Genomic DNA, 23,344 nt, shown 5'->3' on the forward strand with positions numbered 1-23,344 from the left:
TTATACATACTGCTCTGACCAAAATCATTGTGATAAGAACTTAGGGCTTTGTAATTTTGTGGAGCTATGGGGATATTATTATTAATGATATTAGTTAGTGTCTCTTTGGGGGCAATTTTCCTTCTTTTATTCTTTTTAGGGTACAAGAAAGGGCAGTTTGACGAAGACGAATCTCCAGCGGTGAGAATGTTAAAAGATGATAAAAAAACACAAGATAAAATCGACTCATAATGCAAATGCAGACTTTTAGTTACGACAATAAGATCGTAAAGTATTTCCTTTATGCCACATTGTTTTGGGCAGTTATGGCATTTTTCTTTGGAGTATTGGTTGCAACTTTGTTGTTTTTTCCTACGTTACCAGAATACATCTTCGGATCGGATGATGGAACAATTGGAGGAAACATTCAAGGATTAATCAATTCGCAAGGAAAACTTGGTTTTGGTAGATTAAGAATGATTCACACAACATTTGCGGTATTCGCCTTTGTTGGGAACTCTTTCTTTACTGGAGCTTATTATTCAATGCAAAGGTTGTTGAAAACCAGAATGTACAGCGATGTTTTAAGCTGGATCGTTTTCTGGGGATGGCAATTATTTATTGTATTATCATTTGTAACATTTATCTTAGGATACAACACTTCTAAAGAGTATGCTGAGCATGAATGGCCAATTGATATTTTAATCGCGTTAGTTTGGGTATTGTTTGGAGCACAAATGTTCTTAACGATTGCTAAGCGTCGTGTACGTCACTTGTACGTTGCAATTTGGTTCTATATCGGAACTTGGGCAGCAATTACAATGTTACATGTGTTTAACAATTTAGAAATCCCAGTAACATTTAGTTTAACAGCTCCAAAATCGTACTCTTTATATTCTGGAGTTCAAGATGCGTTAGTACAATGGTGGTATGGGCACAACGCCGTAGCATTCTTCTTAACGACACCTATCTTAGGATTAATGTATTACTTTGTACCAAAAGCAGCTAATAGACCTGTATTCTCATACAAATTATCTATTATCCACTTCTGGTCATTAATCTTCATTTATATTTGGGCTGGTCCTCACCACTTGCTTTATACAGCATTACCAGGTTGGGCGCAAGCTTTAGGAACAGGTTTCTCTATCATGTTAATCGCTCCATCTTGGGGAGGTATGTTAAATGGTTTATTAACATTACGTGGTGCATGGGATAAAGTAAGAGAAAATCCTATTTTGAAATTCTTCGTAGTTGCCTTAACTTGTTATGGTATGGCTACTTTTGAAGGTCCAATGTTAGCAACAAAAACATTGAATAAAATTGGTCACTTTACAGACTGGGTTCCTGCTCACGTACACGTAGGTACTTTAGGATGGAATGGATTTATCGCATTTGGTATGATCTATTACTTAGCACCAAAATTATTCAATACAAAATTAGCATCTGTTAAGATGGCTAATGCTCACTTCTGGATTGGTACTTTCGGTATCTTATTCTGGGTAATTCCTATGTATGTTGCAGGATGGACACAAGGTTTAATGTGGAAACAATTCGCAGCAGACGGAACATTAGAATATGGTAACTTCTTACAAACGGTTACTATTCTTAAAAAATGGTTATATCCATTACGTGCATTTGGTGGAACATTGTATTTATTAGGATCAATCTTAATGATTATCAATGTTTGGAAAACTGTAAAATCTGGACACTTTGTTGCAAACGAGGAAGCAGAGGCACCAGCTTTAGCACCAAAAGCTTCTACACGTGCACAAGGAGAAGGTGTTCACTCTTGGATTGAGAGAACTCCATTGGTAATGACAATTGGAGCAGTATTAACTTTAGCTGTTGGTGGTTTAGTAGAGATTGTTCCTACAATCGTAGTAAAATCAAACGTACCTACAATCGCAAGTATCAAACCTTATACTCCGTTAGAATTAGAAGGACGTGATTTATATATTCGTGAAGGATGTAATGCTTGTCACACACAAATGGTTCGTCCGTTCCGTGACGAAGTAAAACGTTATGGTGAATACTCTAAAGCAGGAGAATTTGTTTACGATCACCCATTCTTATGGGGTTCTAAAAGAACTGGTCCAGACTTACACCGCGAAGGAGGTAAAAACCCAGACGCTTGGCATTACAAACACATGTGGAATCCACGTTCTACATCAGATGGTTCTATCATGCCACGTTACCCTTGGTTAATTGATAATAAATTAGACCGTGAATTAACGCGTGATAAAATGAAATCAATGGTTGCATTAGGTGTTCCTTATCAACAAGAAGATTTTGACAGTATGCAAGTTTCTATGAACAAACAAGCTTTAGCAATCGAGCAAACTATCTTTAAAGATGCGTCTGATTTGAAAGAGTTATATGCGAAAAAAGAAGCAGAAGCTAAACAACAAGGTAAAGAGTTTGTTCCGTTAAGAGATCGTGAGATTACAGCGTTAATCGCATATTTACAACGTTTAGGAACAGATATCAAAGCTGAACAAGTAGAGACAGCAAGTAACTAATGTTAAAATATTATAAAGAATTCCTTTCTCAGTATGAGTATGCATCTTTATTGCAGACATTAATCCTAATAGGATTTATAGCAGTCTTTGTGACAATTTTTGTTAAGGTTATGAAAAAACCGAAAGAGTATTACAAAGACAGCGAGTCAGCAGCTTTAGATTTAGAACCAGAAGAGAACGAAAAAAATAATACAAAATGAGACAACGTACCCCGGCTTATATATTTATTCCATTAACGCTATTAGCAGTAATCTTAGCGTTTACAATGGTGACGCCAGTAGATGTGGTGCCAGAACCAGGTTTTCAAGGAATGATGCACAATTTATTGGAGCACTTGAAACATGTGTTTGCACAAGGAATTTTCTGGGCAGTATTAGCAGTTGCAATCGTGATGCTTTTAATCATCAATGCTTTAAACAAAGTTGTTGAAGCAGAGAAATTCAAAAGATTATCTGAAGATGAACAAGCTAAATATTTAGAAGAAGCTAAAATAGGTTACTTCAAAAGATTGTTCAGTAGTGCTGGTAAAAAACAATCAGACGAAGAAGAAGAATCTATTATCTTAGATCACGGTTTTGACGGAATCAAAGAGTTAGACAACGCTTTACCACAATGGTGGTTATCATTATTCTACTTTGGTATAGTATTTATGGTAGTTTACGTAATGGCATATAGCTTCACAGACTTTGCTCACATGGACAAAGAATACGAAGAAGAAATGGTTTACAAAGATGCGCAAGATAGTATTTGGGCAGTTGCAAATGATATTGATATCACAGGAGCTGTAAACAAATCTAACGATCCTGCAATCGTAGAACAAGGTAAAAAAATCTTTGAGCAAAACTGTACACAATGTCACATGGAAGGTGGTAAAGGAGGTATTGGACCAAACTTAACGGATGATTACTGGGTGAATCATGTAGAAGATAGTTTGTTCAAAAATATCTATCACATTGTTTATAATGGATCTCCACACAATCCTCAAATGCGTGCATTTGGACAACGTAAAGAGTTATCTGGATTAGCAATTGAGAAAGTAGCTTCTTATGTATATTACATCAACCAAAAAGAACCTACGAAAACAGTTGCAGAAGGTGCAGCTGCTCCTCAAGGTGACTTAATGGAAGCATGGAAACAAAAGTAATTGATTGAATAATTACAACAAATATCATATTGAAAGAGAGCTTATTTATAAGCTCTCTTTTCTTTTTTAGTCGTAAATTTGTATATATTTAAAATTCACTATAATGAGTGTTCAAAATTCTGACCCAAAAGATGAATTTAATTTAGACGATTATTTGGATGAAAACAGCCAAATGAACGAAGATGTACGTACTTCCATTGGAACTATGGAGCGAACAGGAGAGCGTAAATGGGTTTACCCTAAAAAACCAAAAGGTAAGTTTACAAATTATAGGACGTATGTAAGTTATGTATTGTTAGCAATATTAATCTTAACGCCTTTCTTTAAATTACCTAATGGAAATCCATTGTTCAAATTTGATGTATTGCACAGTCAATTCATTTTATTTGGTTTTCCATTTTTTACATCAGACTTCTTCCTTTTAGCTTTAGGAATGATCACGACAATTATTTTCATCGTATTATTCACCATGGCTTATGGTCGTTTATTTTGTGGATGGGTATGTCCACAAACTATTTTCTTGGAAATGGTTTTTCGAAAAATAGAATACGCCATAGAAGGAGATAGAGCAAAACAAATAAGATTAGATAAGCAAGATTGGGACGAAGAAAAAATTCGTAAAAAATTACTGAAATGGACCATCTTCGCAATCATTTCATTTATTATCGCAAATGTATTCCTAGCTTATATTATTGGAGCTGATGCATTGTATGATGTAATAAAAGAAGGTCCTGCAGAAAATGTAGGAACATTAGTTGGATTGGTTTTCTTCTCAGCTACTTTCTATTTCATCTTTGCATGGTTTCGTGAACAAGCATGTACATTGGTTTGTCCTTACGGACGTTTCCAAGGCGTATTAATTGATGCACATACAATCAATGTAACATATGATTTCAAACGTGGTGAAGGAACAGCTGGTCGAGCAAAATTCAAAAAGAACGAAGACCGTAAAGCAGAAGGAAAAGGAGATTGTATAGATTGTGGTCAATGTGTAGTTGTTTGTCCAACTGGAATTGATATTCGTAACGGTATCCAATTAGAATGTGTTAACTGTACAGCTTGTATTGATGCATGTGACGAAGTAATGGAAAAAGTTGGTTTACCAACAGGATTGATTCGTTATGCTTCTGAAGATGATATTAAACGTGGAGAAAAATTCAAATTCACGAAACGTTTAGCAGCTTATACATTTGCCTTATTATTATTAATTGGAGCAATGACAGCATTCTTGTTCTCTCGTTCTGATGTAGAATCTAAATACCTTAAAGTTCCTGGAACAGATTACAAGGTAGAAGGAAAATACTACGTTAATCAATTCGAGTATACATTGTACAACAAAACGAATGCAGATCAAATTGTAACTGTTCAATTGCTATCACACAAAAACTCAAAAGTAGAAATGTATGAAGGCGAAAATAAATTGAACATGGAAAAAGGTCAAATCATTCAAGGAAAATTCTTCTTGAAAATTCCAATGGATGAAGTTAAATCGTACAAAGAAAAAGTAGTGATTGGCTTAGTTAATCAAAAAGGAAAAGTAATCGATAAATACGAAACGAGCTTCTCAGCTCCATTCAAATATTAATCATATGAAGTTAAATTGGGGACATTATGTAGCAATTGCTTTGGGATGTTTTATGATATTCATTCTATCATTGTTATATTTTGCAGGAGATACAGGTGGAATGGTAACCGAGGATTATTACGAAAAAGAAATTCATTTTCAGGATGAAATAAATGCTGAAAAACGTGCAAATACTTTAGCCGAAAAACCAGAAGTTATTGTACAAGCAAATGGATTTTTATTTCAATTTCCAGCAACTACTGCTGCCGATTTTAAAGGAGATATTTTTTTGATGCGAAATGATAACGAAACCAAAGACGTTAAAACAACAATCAAATTATCAGACAGAAAAAATTTCTTAGTACCTTCTGTTAAGTTAATTGACGGAGAATACGAATTAACTTTAAGCTGGAAAGAAAATAATCAAACTTATTTGATTAAAAAGTCCATTCGATGGATTTCACAATAGTTATCATAGCATTATCCATAGGTCTTACATCGTCCCTGCATTGCGTGGGGATGTGCGGGCCTATTGCTTTATCTTTGGGATTAGAATCTCAAAACAAACTAAAATTTACACTTCGTAATTTGACGTATCAATTAGGACGTGTAACCACTTATACAATTTTAGGCGCAATTTTAGGATTGATTGGTGAATCATTTTCATTTGTTGGATTACAAAATTATCTAAGTATTTTGATTGGAGTTTTGATGATTATTATGGTCATGATTCCAAAATTCTATGAAAATGGTGCTACGCAACTTCGCCCTGTAAACGCCTTGATGATAAAAGTAAAACTCTCTCTTGGTAAATTCTTAATCAAGAAAGATTCTTCCTCTCTTTATATAGTTGGTCTATTAAACGGACTTTTACCTTGCGGAATGGTTTATGCTTCACTTACAGCTGCCATTGGTTTAGGATCAGTTTACAAAAGTGCGATGTTTATGTTCTTCTTCGGATTTGGAACTTTGCCTTTGATGTTTGCAACCGTTTTATTTGGTAATTTTTTATCAGTGAAACAGCGTCAAACGATCTTAAAAATCTTACCAATTATCACACTTATTTTGGGTGTATTATTTATCCTTCGCGGATTAGAATTAAACATACCTTTTATCTCACCAGCCAAAGAATCACTTCAGCTAAATGGAATGGATGAGCATTGTATGTAGATTTTATTGAATAAATGTATTTTCTCAAAGATGTGAAAAAATATTACATTTGATTTTGTATTCAAAACAAAAATGGACAACTTCACATTTAAAGAAATAGCTGCTTTTATAGGGATTTTCCTTGTACTTGTCCTTGCCTTATTTTTGGTTACGGTGAAAACCAAGCATAAATTTTCCAACTGTTTACTTGCGTTTTTTCTTTTTACGACTGCTGCAGATGGTTTGAAGTTTTTGATGCGCGATTTCCCCGTCAATTATATGAACCTTGAAGCTTTCCGCTGGAGTTTTAACTATATCTTTCCCGCATCATTTTATTTCTATGTTTTGTCGGTTTGTTACACCAAATTCCGATTAAAACCGAAGCATTTATGGCATTGTATTCCTTTTGTTGCGTTCAATTTGTATATGGCTTATGGAATATATTTTCAAGACAGAGCTGGAAAAATTAGTTTTATCAATGAATTGAGCGAATCACCGATGATGCGATTTTTCTATATTCTTTTTGAAGTTCTGTTTCAAGTTTATTTTATTGCTTCATTTTTGGTCATTAGAAAGTCAAAAAAGGTCTATCTCGAGAATTATACCAATCCCAATATTTCAATACTTAATACTCTTTATAAAATCAACATTTTATTTTATGTTGTTCATTTTTTAGTATTGATAAGATGGCTGGTTACTTTTACCTATGGGAATGGAGAATTGAAGGAGTGGATTGTGATGCTTGATGGTATTTCTTTTTTTGTTTGTACTTGTTGGTATTTGTTTGTCGCATTAAACAATCCTGATTTCTTCCGAGGTGTGAATTCGGATTTAAAACCGATTAAAGAAGTAGTTACCGAAGAAAAACCGAGTCCCGAAATTAATGCGGAGAAAAATGCAGCAATCGAATCTTTAAAAGATTTTATGCTTAAAAATGAGCCTTACTTGGATTCATCCTTAACGATTCAGAATTTGGCGGAGCAAGTCAAGATGCCTGTGAAAGATTTATCGGCTTTGATTAATTTGTATATGGACAAACATTTTTTTGATTTTATTAATGAATATCGAATCGAAAAAGCCAAAGAAATTTTACGAGATCCATCCAAAAAAGATTTGACAATTTTAGAAATTCTTTATGAAGTAGGTTTCAATTCCAAGTCATCATTTAGTACTTCATTCAAAAAATACACAGGTACAACGCCGACAGATTTTAGGAAAAATCCGAATTAATTGGTAGTATTTCTCGGAAAATGAGTTCGACTTTTTTTAGTCGGTCGTGTATTAAAGCATTTTGACGCAGTTTTGCAGAAAAATAATTATTATTGAATATGAATCACAATCAAATGGTTTCGCATATGAAAAATACAATCCTTTTCCTTTTTTTGATTTTTTCAAGTTCCACTTATTCTCAAAATGTCAACGAAAAAATCAAATCTTTAGAGAATAATTTAAATGCTTGGGACAAGACTAAAACCAAAAAAACGACTTTAAAAGAGCGAATGGATTTTTACGAAGTCAATGCAGTAAGTATTGCTGTTGTTAAAAATTACAAGATTGAATGGGTAAAAGCCTATGGTTTTGCGGATGTCTCTGAGAAAAGACCAGCAACCACAGCAACGCTTTTTCAGGCGGCATCAATTAGTAAATCGTTTAACAGTTTGGGCGTTCTAAAGTTGGTCGAAGCCAAAAAATTAAATCTGGATCAGGATATTAACACTTTTTTGAAAACATGGAAATTCCCTTACGATTCGATTTCAAAAGGAAAAAAAATCAACATCGCACAATTGTTAAGTCATACGGCTGGGCTTTCTGTCAGCGGTTTTGGTGGTTATGAAAAGGGACAAGCTTTACCGACGATTACGCAAATTTTGGATGGCACAAAACCTGCAAATTCTAATGCCGTTCGTTCTATTTTTGAGCCTGGTCTCAAGTTTCAATATTCAGGAGGCGGCACGACTGTTTCTCAGTTAATTGTTGAAGATGTAACTGGTGAAAAATATGCAGATTATATGCAAAAGAATGTGTTGCTACCTATCGGAATGACGCAAAGTTCTTTTAATCAACCGCCATCGTCGGACAAGCAAAATCTTTTAGCGACGGGTTATAATGGAAAGGTAGAAGTTGTTGGCAAATACCATATTTATCCCGAACAGGCTGCGGCTGGTTTATGGACCAATCCTACAGATTTGGCGAAATACATCATCGAAACTCAACTGTCTTTACAAGGAAAATCCAATAAAATTCTTTCAAAAGAAATGTCAATTAAAAGGCTTGATAACAATTTAGGCGTATTTATTCAAGATTATAATGGTACAAAATACTTTGGTCACAGCGGAGGAAATGATGGATTTGTTTGTCATTACATTGGAAGTTTGGAAGATGGAAACGGTGTTGTTGTTATGACCAACGGTAGAAATATGCAGCTGATCAATGAAATAGTTTCAAATATTGCTTATCAAAATAAATGGAAAAATTATCCTTTTGAACCCATAAAAGAATCTATTTCGTTAACGATTAAAAAAGTCGCCAATCAAGATATTGATAAAGGCATTGAACTTTACAAAAAATTGAAGCTAACCAATCCAAACGATTACAATTTTTCGGATGCAAGCGAACTGAATACCTTGGGCTACGAATTTTTAAGAAATAACAAAATTGATGAAGCTATCAAGATTTTCAGTTTGAATATTAATCAATTTCCCGATTTAGCAAATGCGTACGACAGCCGTGCTGAAGCTTATTTTGATAAAAAAGATTTCGCAGCATCAAAAGCTGATTATCAAAAAGTATTGCAGTTGGAACCGGCCAATCAAAACGCAAAAGAAATGATTTCAAAAATTGAAAATGACTTGAAGAAATAGACAATTATGATAGTACATAATTTCGTAAAAAATATCAGTTTCCCTTTCCTTTTGATGATTTTTTCATGCTACACTTTCGCTCAAAATGTCACCGAAAAAATAGATTCCTTAATGACAAAATCTTACGAAAGAGGTTTGTTCAATGGAAATGTTTTGGTTGCCAAAAAAGGAAAAATCATCTATCAAAAATCATTTGGTTTTACCGACGAAACAAAGAAAACACCCTTAACCAAAAACTCAATTTTAAATTTTGGCTCTATTGCAAAGGAATTTAATGCAGTTGCAATTATGATGTTGATGGAGCGTGGTAAACTCAATCTTGACGAGCCGATTTCGAAATACAATTTAGATTTACCAAAATGGTCAGAAAAAGTAACGACAAGACATCTGATTAATTACGCCAGCGGAATTCCCAGAATAGAAAATGGGCTAATAGTCCCGAAAAATGATGATGAAGCTTGGAAGATTCTGCGAAAAACGGATACGTTGTTATTTGAACCTGGAAAGGATTACCGATACGATAATGGCAATGTTTTTTTGCAAAGAAGAATTATTGAAAAAATGACAGGAATGACTTTTCAAGATTTTGTGACGAAAAACATTATCAAACCTTTGAAAATGACTAATTCTGTGTTTGATGCAAAAGCAGGCTATAAAAACCGAACATCTTGTTATGATATGGACAATGTTCGATGCCCAGAAATGGAATTTATCAGCGGTTGGCTTTGGATGGACGCCAATGATATGTACAAATGGGTTGAGGCAATGAATCACAATCGTTTGATTTCCAGAAAATCCTTTGAAACATTATTGAATAATCCCTATACAAAAGACCATCAAGGTGGATCATTTGGAGATTATTTTGCAGAAGAAGAATTGCAGCGTCATAATGGTGTCTCCTACAAATTTGAATCTTTGGTGTTAAATGATATGAAGAATGATGTAGTTATCATTTTAGCGTCGAATAACCGCAATAAAGTTTGGGATTTGGGACATATGATTCATAAAATTATGCTAGGAAAAACATTTAAAATTCCTAGAAAATCGATTTATCAAGCTTTAAGAAAAGAAGCGCAAACTGATGTCAATAAAGCGATTGAGAATTATTATCAATTGAAAAATACTTCCGAAAAAGAGTATAGTTTTGAAAATCCAACTGAACTTAACACATTGGGTTACGAATTATTAAGAGCAGGCAAAATTAACGAGTCTATAAAAATATTTCAACTGGTTGTAAAAGAGTTTCCAAATAACGCAAGTGTTGCCGATAGTTTGGGCGAAGCTTATCTTACTAACAAGCAATATGATTTGGCGTTAGAATGGTACAACAAAGCCATCAATCTTGGCGGCACCAACGGTAATGCCGAAAGAATGATTGAGAAAATTATAGCCTTAAAAAACTAAAAATTGATTTCTCAAAATATTTAATTCAAATCACTCGAAGCCTTATCAAAGGTTCTAAATCTTGACAAGGCTTTCATTAAAATCCAACTTTCATCCTTACAAAATAAATTGTACTTTTAATTTAATGAAATACAATTAACGCGATGAAGTTCAAATCAGAATATATAGGAATTATTTTAGGAGCATTATATGGTTTGCTTTTTCGGTTAGTAATTGGTGATAATTCTTACAATATTTTTGATAATGGAGTATTAACATATACCTTCCTTTTCGGGATTCCAATTGTTATTGGAGTAGTTCCGATTTTGTATTCTTCTACAGAAATTTATAAATCAAAATTGAAACAATTTTTTTATCCAATAATTACAGTTGTAATTTATATTATGACGTGCTTAATGACAGGGATTGAAGATTTGGTTTGTGGATTAATATTGGGATTTCCAGCTTTAATAGTTGCAGGAATTGCGGGATTAATTTGTGGGAGTAGAACAGCAGAAAGAGAGAATGATAAAAAACTATACTCAATTTTATTATTGCCGTTGTTTTTATTTCCAATTGAAAATGTTTTTCCTGATAAAAGTGAATTGTTTACCACAGAAAGTTCTATTGTTGTGAATAATCAACCCGAAAATATTTTTCCTAATTTGATTGAAGTCAAAGAAATAAAGCAAGATGAATATAAAGATGGATTTTATCAATTTATAGGTGTTCCGCGTCCAATAAAATCGACATCTTTTATAGAAAATAATCAATTGGTTCGTATCGGAAAATTTACAGATGATTTGGAGTTATTTGAATATGTTACAGAATTGGAAGAAAACAAATATGTAAATTTCAAAATAGATATTTCAAAGTCTAAACTTCGCCAAAAACCAACTGATCAACATGTGTTGAAAGGAAATTATTTTAAGTTTGGAAATATAAATTATCGTTTAGAAAAAATAAATTCAACACAAACAAAAATTACACTTTCCTGCGTATATCAAATAAATTCTAAATTAAATTGGTACGGAAATTTTTGGGCAGAAAGTATTATTCATGATTTCGAAAATTCAAATTAGATTCTCATCAATAAATCCAACTTTCATCCTTACAAAATAAATCGTATTTTTGACGTTATCACTATATGTAGTGTAACTAAATAAACGTCAAAATGATAACACAATTAAGAGGTAAATTAATCGAGATTTATCCAACAAATACTGTAATAGATTGCAATGGGGTCGGATATTGGGTCAATATTTCATTGAATACGTATTCTACTTTGGAACACGAAGAATTGGTTACAATTTTTACACATTTAATTGTTCGCGAAGATGCGCATATACTTTATGGATTTGCAACAAAATTAGAACGAGAAATTTTTCAGAAATTAATTAGTGTTAACGGTGTTGGTCCAGCTTCTGGAATGATGATTATTTCGACACTTTCTTCCAAAGAAATTGCAACTGCAATCGCTCAAGAAGATGCCAAATTATTGCAAAGTGTAAAAGGGATTGGTGCTAAAACTGCGCAAAGAATCATTATCGATTTGAAAGATAAATTGGATCAAAATTTAATATTAGATGTTAATTCTACTTCGGTTAAAAATAAATCTAAGAATGAAGCGTTATCTGCTTTAGAAGTTTTAGGAATTCCTAAAAAATCTGCAGAGAAAATCATGGACAAAATCCTACAAGATCAGCCAGATGCAGACGTGGAATTCTTAGTAAAAGAAACCTTGAAGAAAATTTAATGAAGATTCATAACGAACCAAAAACTATTCGTAAAGGCTCTACTATAGTGGCTTTGTGTTTCCTTTTTGCAATGGGAACTATGAGCGATGTTATGGCTCAGGAAAGTGATACGCTTAAGTTTCCTATCCGAGATCAAAAAGGTGGATTGTTTTTAGATAATCAAATAAAATACGATGTACAATATGATGCGATAAAGCGTCAGTATATTTTATATCCTCAAATTGGAACAAGTTTAGTTTCCGAGCCAATCTATTTGACACGTCAAGAATACCTGACTTTGGTTCAGAATCAAGACATGAAAAATTATTTCCGAGTAAAATCTCAAACCAACGATCAATTTTATCGTGAAGAACGTTTTGGAGATAAGGAAGGAAAAAAAGAAGGAAGTATTTTACCAAGTTTTAAGGTGAAATCTAAAGCTTTCGAAACTATTTTTGGTGGATCAGAAATTTCATTGATTCCGCAAGGTTATGCAAATTTAGAATTGGGTGTTTTCTTGCAAAAGATAGATAACCCAATGTTGTTGCCACAAAACCGTCAAACGCTTACAATGGATCTTAACCAACGTATGCAATTGAGTATTTTGGGGAAAGTCGGAGAAAATCTTCAGATGAAAGTAAATTATGATACGCAAGCTGGTTTTGGCTTCGAAAATCAAATGAAACTTCAGTGGAGAAAGGCTTTGGGAAATAAATTGGATCCATTTGGAGGTGAAGATGATATCCTACAAAATATAGAGGTTGGTAATATTTCGATGCCACTTAGTACTTCGTTGATTACGGGTGCGCAGTCACTTTTTGGAGTTAGAACAGATCTTAAATTTGGTCGTACAAATGTGTCGGCTGTCTTTTCTGAGCAACGTTCGGAATCTAAAAATATCGTGGTTCAAGGTGGTGGTGTGATGACTGATTTTAAGGTCGCTGCCGAAAAATATGAATACAATAGACACTTTTTCTTAGGCCAATTTTTTAGAGATCGTTATGATAAAGCGCTAGAAAATTATCCTGCGATTAATAGTAATATCAACATTAGTAATATTGAGGTTTGGAAAGTCGATAAATCTGGAGGAAATCAACAAAATAGACGTGCTATTATTGCTTTGCGAGATATCGCAGAAGGTGATACAGCTCCTCAAAATGGTAATAATAAGTTGTATGAAGAAATCTTAGATAAAAAATTTACTAAAATTAGTGATGCGAGAAGCTTCTTAAATACTCATGAATTTAATGGAGAGCAATTTCAGGATGGAGAAAACTTTATCGTCAATGAAAATGTTCGAAAACTTGATGCTTCCGAATTCACTTTCTACCCAAAATTAGGATACATTTCCTTGAATACGCCTTTAGTTGATGGTGAAGATTTGTTAGCGGTTTCGTTTCAATATTCGTTAAGCTCTGATCCGACAAAGTTATACAAAGTTGGACAAATGTCGAGCGACACAGATAAACCAATTATTGCGAAATTAATCAAACCAAATTCTGCTGTTAATGTGGCCTCGCCAATGTGGGATTTGATGATGAAAAATATTTATTCGTTAAATGCTTATGGTGTTTCGAGTGAAGATTTCTTGATGAATATTAATTTCAAAGATAATGGTAAAGAATCATCGGGAACATTAAATTATTTACCAAATTCTGCTGTTTCAGAACAATCGCTATTACAAGTTCTGAACATGGATAGATTAAATTCGAACGGACAATTACAACAAAATCCTGACGGAAGTAAAGGTGATGGTTTATTCGATTTTCAATCAGGATTGACAATTGATACAGAAAGAGGAAACATTATCTTTACTTCTGTAGAGCCTTTTGGTAAATATTTGAGCAATAAATTAAAAGGTCAAAATGAAGAATACGTTTTCAATCAAATTTATCGTCAATTACCAAATACTCTTTCTGGCGAAAAATTAGCTAATCGTTATACATTAGAAGGTCGTTACAAAGGAACGGTGACAGATGGTATTCCGTTAGGAGCTTTTAATGTGCCACAAGGTTCTGTTAAGGTGACTTCTGGTGGAGCAACGTTGACGGAAGGCGTAGATTATACGGTAGATTATCAGTTGGGTCGAGTGAAAATTATCAACGAACAATTGAAAAATTCTGGAGCACCAATTAATGTATCTTTAGAAAATCAATCTACATTTAATTTACAGAAAAAACGTTTCATGGGAATTAATGTCGAGCATAAATTTAGTGATAAATTGATGTTAGGAGGAACTTTAATTAATTACCAAGAACGTCCAGTTACGCAAAAAACACAATTTGGTTCAGAACCTGTGAACAACACAATTTTTGGACTTAATACACAATATAACTCAGAAGCTGAGTGGTTAACTCGTTTAACAAATAAAATTCCAGGAATCAAAACTGATCAAATGTCGAACATTAGCGTTCAGGCAGAGGCAGCTTATTTGATGCCTGGAATGAACAAAGTTACGGGAGGTTATTCTTATATAGACGATTTCGAAGATGCGCAATCTCGCATTAGTTTATTAGATGTTGGTTCATGGAAATTTGGATCAACACCAGGAAAACCTGCTGGATATTCTGCTTCTGGTTATCACCCGTTCTTCCCGAATGGAATGAAAAATGACGATTTATCATTTAATAATGGTCGTCGTATGTTATCGTGGTACACGATTGATCCTCGTTTTTATGGAATGGGAGGAAGTTCACCTTTAACGGATCAGCAAATGTCAACGCATATGGCACGCCGCATTAAGTTAAAGGAACTTTTTGATCAACGTGATGTAATGGCTGGTACAAATTCGTACATCAGTACATTAGACATGACATTCTATCCGCAAGAACGTGGACCTTATAACGTTAATCCAAATGCAGTAGACACGAAAAATTGGGGAGCAATTATGCGTCCTATTTCAGTTTCTAACTTCAAAGATTCGAATGTGGAATACATCGAGTTTTGGATGATGGATCCTTATGCAGATGGAAAAGGAGGCGATGGAGAGTTATTGGTACATTTAGGAAATGTTTCGGAAGACGTCTTAAAAGACGGAGAAATGATGTACGAAAATGGATTGCCTCATTCTAATAATGGTGTTCAAGTTGTTGAATCAAAATGGGGGAAAACACCTCAGTTAAATCCAATTTTATATGCTTTTGATACAGATGGAGCTGCCCGAAAACAACAAGATTTAGGGTACAATGGATTAACAGATGAGGAAGAAGCACAACGTTACGGATTTACGAGTAATAATTTAGTGACAGGAGAATTAGATCCTGCGAATGATAATTATTTATTCTTCTTAGATGATCGTTTTAGAGGAGCATCAATTGGGAATACAGTTCAAGATCGTTACCGCTATTTCAGAAATCCGCAAGGAAACAATTCAACCGATAATCCTTTACACGCATCATCTTTAACACCAGATACAGAAGATATCAATGGTGATTTCAATTTAGATCAAACAGAAAACTATAATCAGTATACGTTAAAAATTAACCGTCAAACGTTAGAAGATCCAAACAATAAATTTATTGTTGCAAGAAAAACAGTTCAAGGAGAATTTCCAGACAAAACGAAACATGATGTTAAATGGTATCAAGTTCGTATTCCTGTTGATAACTTTGATTTAGATCTTGACGGAGATGGAGTAGAAGAGTTAAACAATGATGCGTCTATTGCGCAAGCAGAAAGCGTATTAACAGCTGCTCGTTTTATGCGTATGGTGATGCGTGGTTTCGAAGAAGAAACAACAATTCGTTTCGGTACGTTTGATTTAGTTCGTTCTGAGTGGCGTCGTTATACAAAAAATGTTTATCCTTTAATGGCTGCAGGAAATCAAGAAGGAACTGAAGAGGATAAAAATATTGATGATTTAGAAGTTGGTGAGGTTAGTATCGAACGAAATGGTACAGATCGCCCTCGTTATATGATTCCTCCTGGAGTTTATCGTGAACAAACACAAGGAGCAACGGGATATCAGTCTCAAAACGAAGCTTCGATGACTTTGAAAGCGAAGTTTAAATTAGGTAGCACTTCAAAAGCTATTTTTAAGAATACAAATTTAGATTTGCGCCGATACAAAAAATTACAAATGTTTGTATCTGCTCAAAACTTATTAGACAGAGCGTCAAATGCCATTGATAATGGTACAAAATTATTTATTCGTGTAGGTAGTGATTATACAGATAACTACTACGAATATGAAATGCCGTTGAAATATACGCCGCAAAGTTCTGCAACAGAAAGCACAGTTTGGCCTGATGAAAACTTTGTCGATCTGAATACAGATTTGTTTACAGATGCTAAAAAACAAAGGGATGCTGTTGATTTTAATACATTGCAACGTTTCAATTTTGCGTTTGATCAAGAGAATCCAAACAAAACAATTTACGTAAAAGGTCGTCCAACATTGGGTAATGTATCTTCGATCATGATTGGGGTTCGTAATACTTCTGGACCTACTGATAAAGAGGTTTTACTTTGGGTGAACGAACTTCGTTTAAGCGAAATTGATAACGAAGGAGGTTATGCAGCTTCTGCAAATGTACAATTCAATTTAGGTGACTTTGCGAATGTACAGGTTTCTGGAAGTACAAGTTCTGTAGGTTTCGGTGCTATCGATCAAGGTCCTGCGAGCCGTAATCAGGACGAATCATTACAATACGCGTTGAATGCACAAGTAAAATTAGACAAATTCTTACCAAAGAAATGGGGAATGGAAATTCCATTCGATTTTACAATTCAGGAAAGTTTTGTCGATCCAAAATATAATCCATTAGACAACGATATTATTTTTGATGAAGCGCCTAATAAAGCCGAATTAGAAAAAGTTGTTCGTACTTATACGCAGTTCAAAAGTTTTGCCTTTAACAATATTCGAAAAGTTAGATCTACAAATAACAACAACCCTGTTCGTTTTTATGATCCTTCTAACTTCTCAGTTTCGATGATGTATTCGGATAATTATTACCGTGATATTTACACGCAATATAACATCAACCAACAATTAAGAGCGTCGATTAATTATAATTTCGGATTTAGAGGAAAATCTTACGAACCTTTCAAAAAATGGCGTGCGGTTCAACCAAAAGAGGAATCAGGAAAATATTTACAATTTATTCGTGAATTTAATGTGAATCCTTTGCCAACACGTTTCTCTTTCCGTACAGAGATTGCGCGAACGTATAGTGAAAGACAATATCGCGATATCAGTCAATATTTAGGAGGAGGAAGTTCTTCGAAGATCGGAAGAGCGNNATTCGTCCGACATATAGTAACAATTTCTTGTTCAATTGGCAATATAATTTAGGTTTTGATTTGACAAAATCGTTGCGTTTAGATTTAACATCTTCGACAATGACGTTGAATGATGGAACAACTTTCCAGCGTGCAGATCAAGATATGATTTGGCAAAATATGTTCACAATTGGACGTCCAGTTCAATACGATCAACAATTTCAGGTGAATTATAAATTACCTTTAAAATTCTTCCCATATCTCAATTGGATGAATGTTGAAGCAGGATTTACATCGAATTATAACTGGGTTGCAACTTCTACTGCTTACAGAAATTTTGAAGTAGACGGAAGACCTGTTAATTTAGGAAATGGTACAGCTCAAAACTCGAATTCGATCAATTTGATGGGAGATTTGGATTTTGCTAAATTCTATCCAGAGTTTAAAGGTTACAAACGCTATGATTCGATTTTGAAAGGCCGTCGTGCAGAAATAGATTCGTTGAATACAGTTTACACAACTTTATTCTCTAAGAAACGTCGTACAAATAAGAAATCAGCATACAAATTCAAACATAAATTTACAGCAAAAGATTATGGTTGGATGATTTTATCATCACTAAAACGTGCTAATTTTACATTTAATCAAACAAATGGAGCTGTAATTCCAGGATTATTATACGAGCCAGGTTTCTTTGGTGTTGATGGTAAAAATGGTCCAAGTTTAGGCTTCGTTTATGGAACACAATTCGATATTAAACGACAATTAGTTGAAAGAGGATTGATTGTAGGAGATGAATTGATGACAGATGCGTATCAAATTACAAAAGGTTCTGATTTTAATGGAACTGCTTTGATTGAGCCAATTCCAGATTTACGAATTGATTTGAGTGCAAAACGTACAAAAGATCGTCGTATTTATCATTCAGGATTCAATTTAGCAGTCGAAAATCCTTACATTGATGAATTAGCAAATCTTAATATTTCGACCGTAAATATCAAAACAGCTTTCAAAGATGGAGATGCAATTTTTGAGCAATTCCTAACAAATACTAAAACTATTTCTGGACGTTTAGCACAAAAAAGAGGTAGCGGAAATGTAGATGGACTTGGTTATTACGAAGGATTTAATGCAAGAAGTTCTGATGTACTTTTACCAGCATTTTTAGCGGCGGTGCAAGGAAAAGATGCAGGTTCGTCTAAATTAGGATACAATCGTTCTATTCCGGTTCCGAACTGGCGCGTAACGTACACAGGATTGAAATCTGTTCCAATTATCAATAAATATTTTGATAATGTTGAGGTTTCGAGTTCATATAATTCGACATATACAACAACTGGTATTCAGTCCAATCCAAACTTTATGTTAGATACAGGAATTATGGGTGGCGGACAAGTGACTGGTAAAGATGAAAACGGAAACTTCTATACGCAGAATTTATATGGAGCGGTTACGATGATCGAATCATTTTCACCATTATTGGGAGTGGATTTAACATTCCGTAACAGTATGCAATTACGTGCGCAATATAACAGAGATCGTTTATTATCATTAAGTACAACAAATTATACGTATACAGAAGATTATGGATCTGAATATATTATTGGATTTGGGTATATTTTCAAAGATTTCAAAATGAAGATTCGTTACCAAGGAAATCAGAAAACAATCAAAGGTGATTTAAATATTCGTGGAGATTTCTCATTAAGAGATAATCAAACAACAATTCGAAAAGTAATTTATAACTTTGATGACGTACAAAATCCAAACATACCAACAAGTATTTATGGAGATTCGCAAATCACAGGTGGACAGCGAATTATGACGTTTAAGTTAACGGCAGATTATAACGTAAGTAAGAATTTGAACTTGAGATTCTATTGGGATCAGATGATGAGTAAATATAAAATTTCAACAGCTTTTCCAATTTCTCAAATTCGTGCCGGATTTAGTGCTACCTTTACATTCGGAAATTAAAAAAACAATAAAACAAACATTATGAGCATTCCAAACAATTTAAAGTACAGTAAAGATCACGAGTGGATTTCTGTAGAAGGAGACTTTGCAACAATCGGTATTACAGCTTTCGCACAAGGAGAGTTAGGAGATATTGTTTATGTTGACGTAGAAACAGAAGGAGAAACTTTAGGTCAAGAAGAAGTATTTGGAACAGTAGAAGCAGTAAAAACAGTTTCTGATTTATTTATGCCAATTAGCGGTGAAGTTGTAGAATTTAACACTGAATTAGAAGGTGAGCCAGAATTAATCAATACTGATCCTTACGGAAAAGGGTGGATTATCAAAGTTAAAATTGAAGATGCTTCTCAATTAGATACTTTATTAGATGCAGCTGCTTACGGAGAATTAATCGGTGCATAAGACAAAGAAAATAATATTTTTTGCATATGTAGCGTTGGTGTTTTATCTGACGCTACTTCCACAAGAAAATTTCTCGAAATTAAGCACAATCAAAGAATTAGAAATCTTTTTGGAGATTGATAATTTTGATAAAATAGTACATTGTGGAATGTTTGGGATGATGACGATTTTGTTATTTGTCGCATACAAATTAACAAACCTACGCTTGATGATAATTCCGTTTTTGGTAAGTTTCCTCATCGAAATTTTACAAGGCGTTTTAACTTCACTTCATCGTAGTTTTGATTTTGTCGATTTAATGGCAAACTTATCCGGAATCGCCCTCGCATATATCGCAATAACATATTATTTACAATATAAAAAAACTCAGTAGTATTACTGAGTTTTTTGTTTTTAGTATATTTAGAAATAAAATTTATTTACTATGTTTAAAACAAAAAGTATATGGAGTATGATAATTTTCTCTTCTTTATTTTTGATAGTTATTTATGTATTATTGAATAATCATTTTGATAATTCAACTAAGGAAAATTACAGATATACTATTGCTACTTTGACTAGAATTGATTTTATAGGTAAGAATTCTTCAAATAAAATAAAATTTAATTATTTATATAATGATAAATTAAATAATGGTAGTGACTATTTCGATAATGATAGCACATCTTTCTATAATAGTAAAATAGGTAAAAGATTTTTAGTTAAAATCAATAAAAATGAATGGGTTAATAGACTATTTTTTACGACTAAACTATATATAAATAAACCTGTTCTAGATAATATAAAAGAAGCTCCATCACAAGGTTGGAAAGAGTTACCAAGCTGGGCTAAATAATAAAATTTCACTTACGACTTCTTCATTTATATTATCAATTAAGAAAATGTCATTCCGAGTTTGTCGAGGAATCTGAGATTCTTCATTCCGCTAACGCTACATTCAGAATGACATTATACGTAAGTCATGTTGAATTCGTGTCAACATCACATCAAAATAAAAAAGCAAACTTTCGCTTGCTTTTAAATTGTATTCTAATTATATGTTTTATTGAAGTTCGAATTTCGAAACTCGGAATATGTTTTACCTGTTCACTTACTTCATCAATTCCTCTGGAATATCACAAATCGGAATTGGAACCATCTTGTGTTGGTTAATACGATTTAATCTCGAATAAATCTCGAAAACTTCTTTTTCTCTTCCTTCAAATTCATCTGCAGTTTTTCCAGCTTCTTTCGCTTTCATCGCCCATTCCAATTCATCGTAATTTGCTCCTAATTGATCTTCATCCGAACGATCATCGCCAAATAAACCATCGGTTGGTTTTGCTTTTTGAATATCTGTATTAATGCCTAAAAACTCAGCAATTTTATACACTTCCGATTTCATTAAATCAGCAATCGGACTAAGATCTACACCGCCATCACCGTATTTTGTATAAAAACCAACGCCAAAATCTTCGACTTTATTTCCTGTTCCTGCAACCAAATAATTGTGTAAACCAGCAAAATAATAAAGTGTTGTCATACGTAAACGAGAGCGTGTATTGGCCAACGCTAAATTCACTTTGTCTGTCGTTTCCGTTTCTGGTAAAGCCGAAACCATTGCATCAAAAGTTGAGGTTAAATCAACTTCTATCGAATCGATTGGCGACGAAAACTTATTTTTTAACCATTCAATATGACGTTTTGCTCTATCCGCTTGATTTTTTTCTTGATGAATTGGCATTTCCAAATTAAGCAAAGGATAACCTGTCATTGCACAAAGCGTTGAGGTTACAGCCGAATCAATTCCGCCCGAAATTCCAATCACAAAGCCTTTTTGGTGCGCTGTTTCCAAATAATCTTTCAACCAAGAAACAATATATTCTACAACTTTTTCAGTTTGCATAGTTTAATAATTTATTTCAAAGATAGCAGATTATGAAAAAAATTAGGGTTGAAAATACTACAGATTATTTTACTATTTTTGTTAGCTAAATAACCAAGCAATGAAATTTGTATATGGCTTAGCTTTTGCGAGTTTAATTTTATTTACTGCGTGCAAAAAAGAAAAATCGTGGGAAGTGGATGTCAAAGAACAAAATGTTCAGTTGAATATTCATGATATCAGCCAAGATTTTTTTAACGATTCGATTCCTTTAGCGGCTTTACGAAAAGATTATCCTTTCTTTTTTGATGCAAAAACTGCGGATGACGTATGGGAAAGTCAACGTCGTAATAAAGAAGAATTGAGTATTTATGGACAATCTCGAAAGGTTTTTGGAGATTTTAAAAACTTAAATCAATCGTTAACGCCGATGTTTCAACGTTACCAATTTTATTTTCCAGAATATAAAATTCCGACGGTTTATACCTATTCATCAGGTTTACAAAATATAGATTATCCTGTGATGTTTAGTCAGCAATCTGGCTTGATGTTTATTGCGATGGATGCGTATTTGGGGTCAAAGAATAAATTATATGATAGCATTGGCGTAGAACGTTATTTACGCACAAATTTAGATTTTAATCGTTTGCCTTCTCAAGCTGTTGATGCAATTGCGAATGATGTGGTAACATTTAGCCCAAGAAATCAATTATTTATTGATAAAATGATTTATGAAGGGAAGAAATTGATTTTGCAAGATGCATTGTTAACAGTTACACCAGACGAATATAAAGTTGGTTACACGCCAGAACAAATTCAGTGGTGTATTGAGAACGAAGGTCAAATTTGGAACTTTTTTGTGGAGCAAAATTATGTATTCAGTTCAGATGCTTCTTTGGATAAACGCTTTTTAGCAGTTAGTCCATTTTCAAAATTTAATAATGAAATAGAACAAGATTCTCCAGGAAGAATTGCGGCTTGGATTGGTTTGCAAATTATTCGCCAATACATGAAAGAGAATCCGAAGGTAGAATTGAAAGCTTTGTTAGATGATATGGATGGTCAAAAAATCTTCAAAGATTCTAAATATAAGCCAGCTTTAGAAAGTAATAATTCAACAAATTATACAACAAAAACAATTGATGGTAAAGTTTACCATTTTGTGAAATAAACTAATAATTAGAAGTTATGAGAACAACAAATATTACGGTAGAGATTGAATTGGACGAAAATCACGTACCAGAAAAAATGACTTGGAATGCACCAGACGGTGGAATTAGTCACGAAGAAACAAAAGCAATGTTACTTTCTGTTTGGGATGATAAAGCAAAAGAAGCTTTGCGCATCGATTTGTGGACAAAAGAAATGACACAAGATGATATGAAACGTTTCTTTCACCAAATTTTAATTTCGATGTCTAGTTCTTACGAAAGAGCAACAGAGGAAAAAGAAGTTGCAGAAAGAATCGCTGCTTTTGCAGAAGAATTTGCAATTGCTTCAAAAATTAAAGGTTAATTTACTGACCAAATAAAACTTTAAGTCG

The 23,344-nt window shown here is 33.5% G+C and carries 19 protein-coding genes; 18 read left to right on the plus strand and 1 reads right to left on the minus strand.

Going from position 1 to position 23,344, the window contains the following annotated elements; genetic code table 11:
• The first annotated feature begins 66 nt into the window (after positions 1 to 66).
• The 16 genes from ccoS (at position 67) to B2217_RS14105 (ending at position 20,772) form a co-directional block, all read left to right on the plus strand.
• Entirely contained in the window at positions 67 to 231 is a 165-nt protein-coding gene (ccoS, locus tag B2217_RS14030) for a cbb3-type cytochrome oxidase assembly protein CcoS (protein WP_019974626.1), read from the plus strand.
• On the plus strand, positions 231 to 2,498 hold the full coding sequence (ccoO, locus tag B2217_RS14035) for a cytochrome-c oxidase, cbb3-type subunit II (protein ID WP_180905302.1): 2,268 nt from the start codon (positions 231 to 233) through the stop codon (positions 2,496 to 2,498). Before ccoS ends, ccoO begins: the two co-directional genes overlap by 1 nt.
• 196 nt (positions 2,499 to 2,694) lie before the next feature.
• Complete coding sequence (locus B2217_RS14040) at positions 2,695 to 3,642, plus strand: cbb3-type cytochrome c oxidase N-terminal domain-containing protein (protein WP_280051210.1); 948 nt, start codon at positions 2,695 to 2,697, stop codon at positions 3,640 to 3,642.
• 103 nt (positions 3,643 to 3,745) lie between these two features.
• On the plus strand, positions 3,746 to 5,227 hold the full coding sequence (gene ccoG, locus B2217_RS14045) for a cytochrome c oxidase accessory protein CcoG (RefSeq protein WP_114997966.1): 1,482 nt from the start codon (positions 3,746 to 3,748) through the stop codon (positions 5,225 to 5,227).
• A gap of 4 nt (positions 5,228 to 5,231) precedes the next feature.
• Positions 5,232 to 5,675, plus strand: a complete 444-nt coding sequence (locus B2217_RS14050; RefSeq protein ID WP_114997963.1) for a FixH family protein — start codon at positions 5,232 to 5,234, stop codon at positions 5,673 to 5,675.
• Positions 5,660 to 6,376 carry a sulfite exporter TauE/SafE family protein gene (locus tag B2217_RS14055; protein WP_291122924.1) on the plus strand — a complete coding sequence of 239 codons (717 nt, stop codon included), beginning with the start codon at positions 5,660 to 5,662 and terminating at the stop codon, positions 6,374 to 6,376. Before B2217_RS14050 ends, B2217_RS14055 begins: the two co-directional genes overlap by 16 nt.
• 72 nt (positions 6,377 to 6,448) lie before the next feature.
• Positions 6,449 to 7,585 carry a helix-turn-helix domain-containing protein gene (locus B2217_RS14060; protein ID WP_180905297.1) on the plus strand — a complete coding sequence of 379 codons (1,137 nt, stop codon included), beginning with the start codon at positions 6,449 to 6,451 and terminating at the stop codon, positions 7,583 to 7,585.
• Positions 7,586 to 7,710: 125 nt separating this feature from the next.
• The gene (locus tag B2217_RS14065; RefSeq protein WP_180905296.1) at positions 7,711 to 9,216 is read left to right on the plus strand and encodes a serine hydrolase domain-containing protein; all 1,506 of its coding nucleotides are present in this window, start codon (positions 7,711 to 7,713) and stop codon (positions 9,214 to 9,216) included.
• Between the two features lie 111 nt (positions 9,217 to 9,327).
• A complete protein-coding gene (locus tag B2217_RS14070; RefSeq protein WP_280045804.1) occupies positions 9,328 to 10,620 on the plus strand; it encodes a serine hydrolase in 1,293 nt (430 codons plus the stop codon).
• A 143-nt stretch (positions 10,621 to 10,763) separates the two neighbouring features.
• The gene (locus tag B2217_RS14075; protein ID WP_280045803.1) at positions 10,764 to 11,681 is read left to right on the plus strand and encodes a hypothetical protein; all 918 of its coding nucleotides are present in this window, start codon (positions 10,764 to 10,766) and stop codon (positions 11,679 to 11,681) included.
• A gap of 92 nt (positions 11,682 to 11,773) precedes the next feature.
• Positions 11,774 to 12,355 carry a Holliday junction branch migration protein RuvA gene (gene ruvA / locus B2217_RS14080; protein ID WP_280045802.1) on the plus strand — a complete coding sequence of 194 codons (582 nt, stop codon included), beginning with the start codon at positions 11,774 to 11,776 and terminating at the stop codon, positions 12,353 to 12,355.
• Positions 12,356 to 12,447: 92 nt separating this feature from the next.
• The gene (sprA, locus tag B2217_RS14085; protein WP_422653378.1) at positions 12,448 to 17,631 is read left to right on the plus strand and encodes a cell surface protein SprA; all 5,184 of its coding nucleotides are present in this window, start codon (positions 12,448 to 12,450) and stop codon (positions 17,629 to 17,631) included.
• Complete coding sequence (gene sprA, locus B2217_RS14090; protein WP_291122954.1) at positions 17,580 to 19,535, plus strand: cell surface protein SprA; 1,956 nt, start codon at positions 17,580 to 17,582, stop codon at positions 19,533 to 19,535. Before sprA (B2217_RS14085) ends, sprA (B2217_RS14090) begins: the two co-directional genes overlap by 52 nt.
• 21 nt (positions 19,536 to 19,556) lie before the next feature.
• Positions 19,557 to 19,937 (plus strand): glycine cleavage system protein GcvH, encoded by a 381-nt coding sequence (gene gcvH, locus B2217_RS14095; protein ID WP_219033849.1) that lies wholly within the window; start codon positions 19,557 to 19,559, stop codon positions 19,935 to 19,937.
• On the plus strand, positions 19,930 to 20,310 hold the full coding sequence (locus tag B2217_RS14100) for a VanZ family protein (protein WP_291094136.1): 381 nt from the start codon (positions 19,930 to 19,932) through the stop codon (positions 20,308 to 20,310). Before gcvH ends, B2217_RS14100 begins: the two co-directional genes overlap by 8 nt.
• A gap of 51 nt (positions 20,311 to 20,361) precedes the next feature.
• A complete protein-coding gene (locus B2217_RS14105; protein ID WP_180905292.1) occupies positions 20,362 to 20,772 on the plus strand; it encodes a hypothetical protein in 411 nt (136 codons plus the stop codon).
• Between the two features lie 255 nt (positions 20,773 to 21,027).
• Here B2217_RS14105 and nadE read toward each other — a convergent pair whose 3' ends face one another.
• Positions 21,028 to 21,822: an NAD(+) synthase gene (gene nadE / locus B2217_RS14110; RefSeq protein WP_180905291.1), complete on the minus strand. Its 795-nt coding sequence runs from the start codon at positions 21,820 to 21,822 to the stop codon at positions 21,028 to 21,030.
• A 100-nt stretch (positions 21,823 to 21,922) separates the two neighbouring features.
• Here nadE and B2217_RS14115 point away from each other — a divergent pair, with 100 nt between their 5' ends.
• Positions 21,923 to 22,972 carry a gliding motility protein, GldB gene (locus B2217_RS14115; RefSeq protein ID WP_180905290.1) on the plus strand — a complete coding sequence of 350 codons (1,050 nt, stop codon included), beginning with the start codon at positions 21,923 to 21,925 and terminating at the stop codon, positions 22,970 to 22,972.
• Positions 22,973 to 22,989: 17 nt separating this feature from the next.
• Entirely contained in the window at positions 22,990 to 23,316 is a 327-nt protein-coding gene (gene gldC, locus B2217_RS14120) for a gliding motility protein GldC (protein WP_038335027.1), read from the plus strand.
• Positions 23,317 to 23,344: the final 28 nt, after the last annotated feature.

Source organism: Empedobacter sp. UBA7620, from assembly GCF_002484185.1.
Taxonomy (GTDB): Bacteria; Bacteroidota; Bacteroidia; order Flavobacteriales; family Weeksellaceae; genus Empedobacter; species Empedobacter falsenii_C.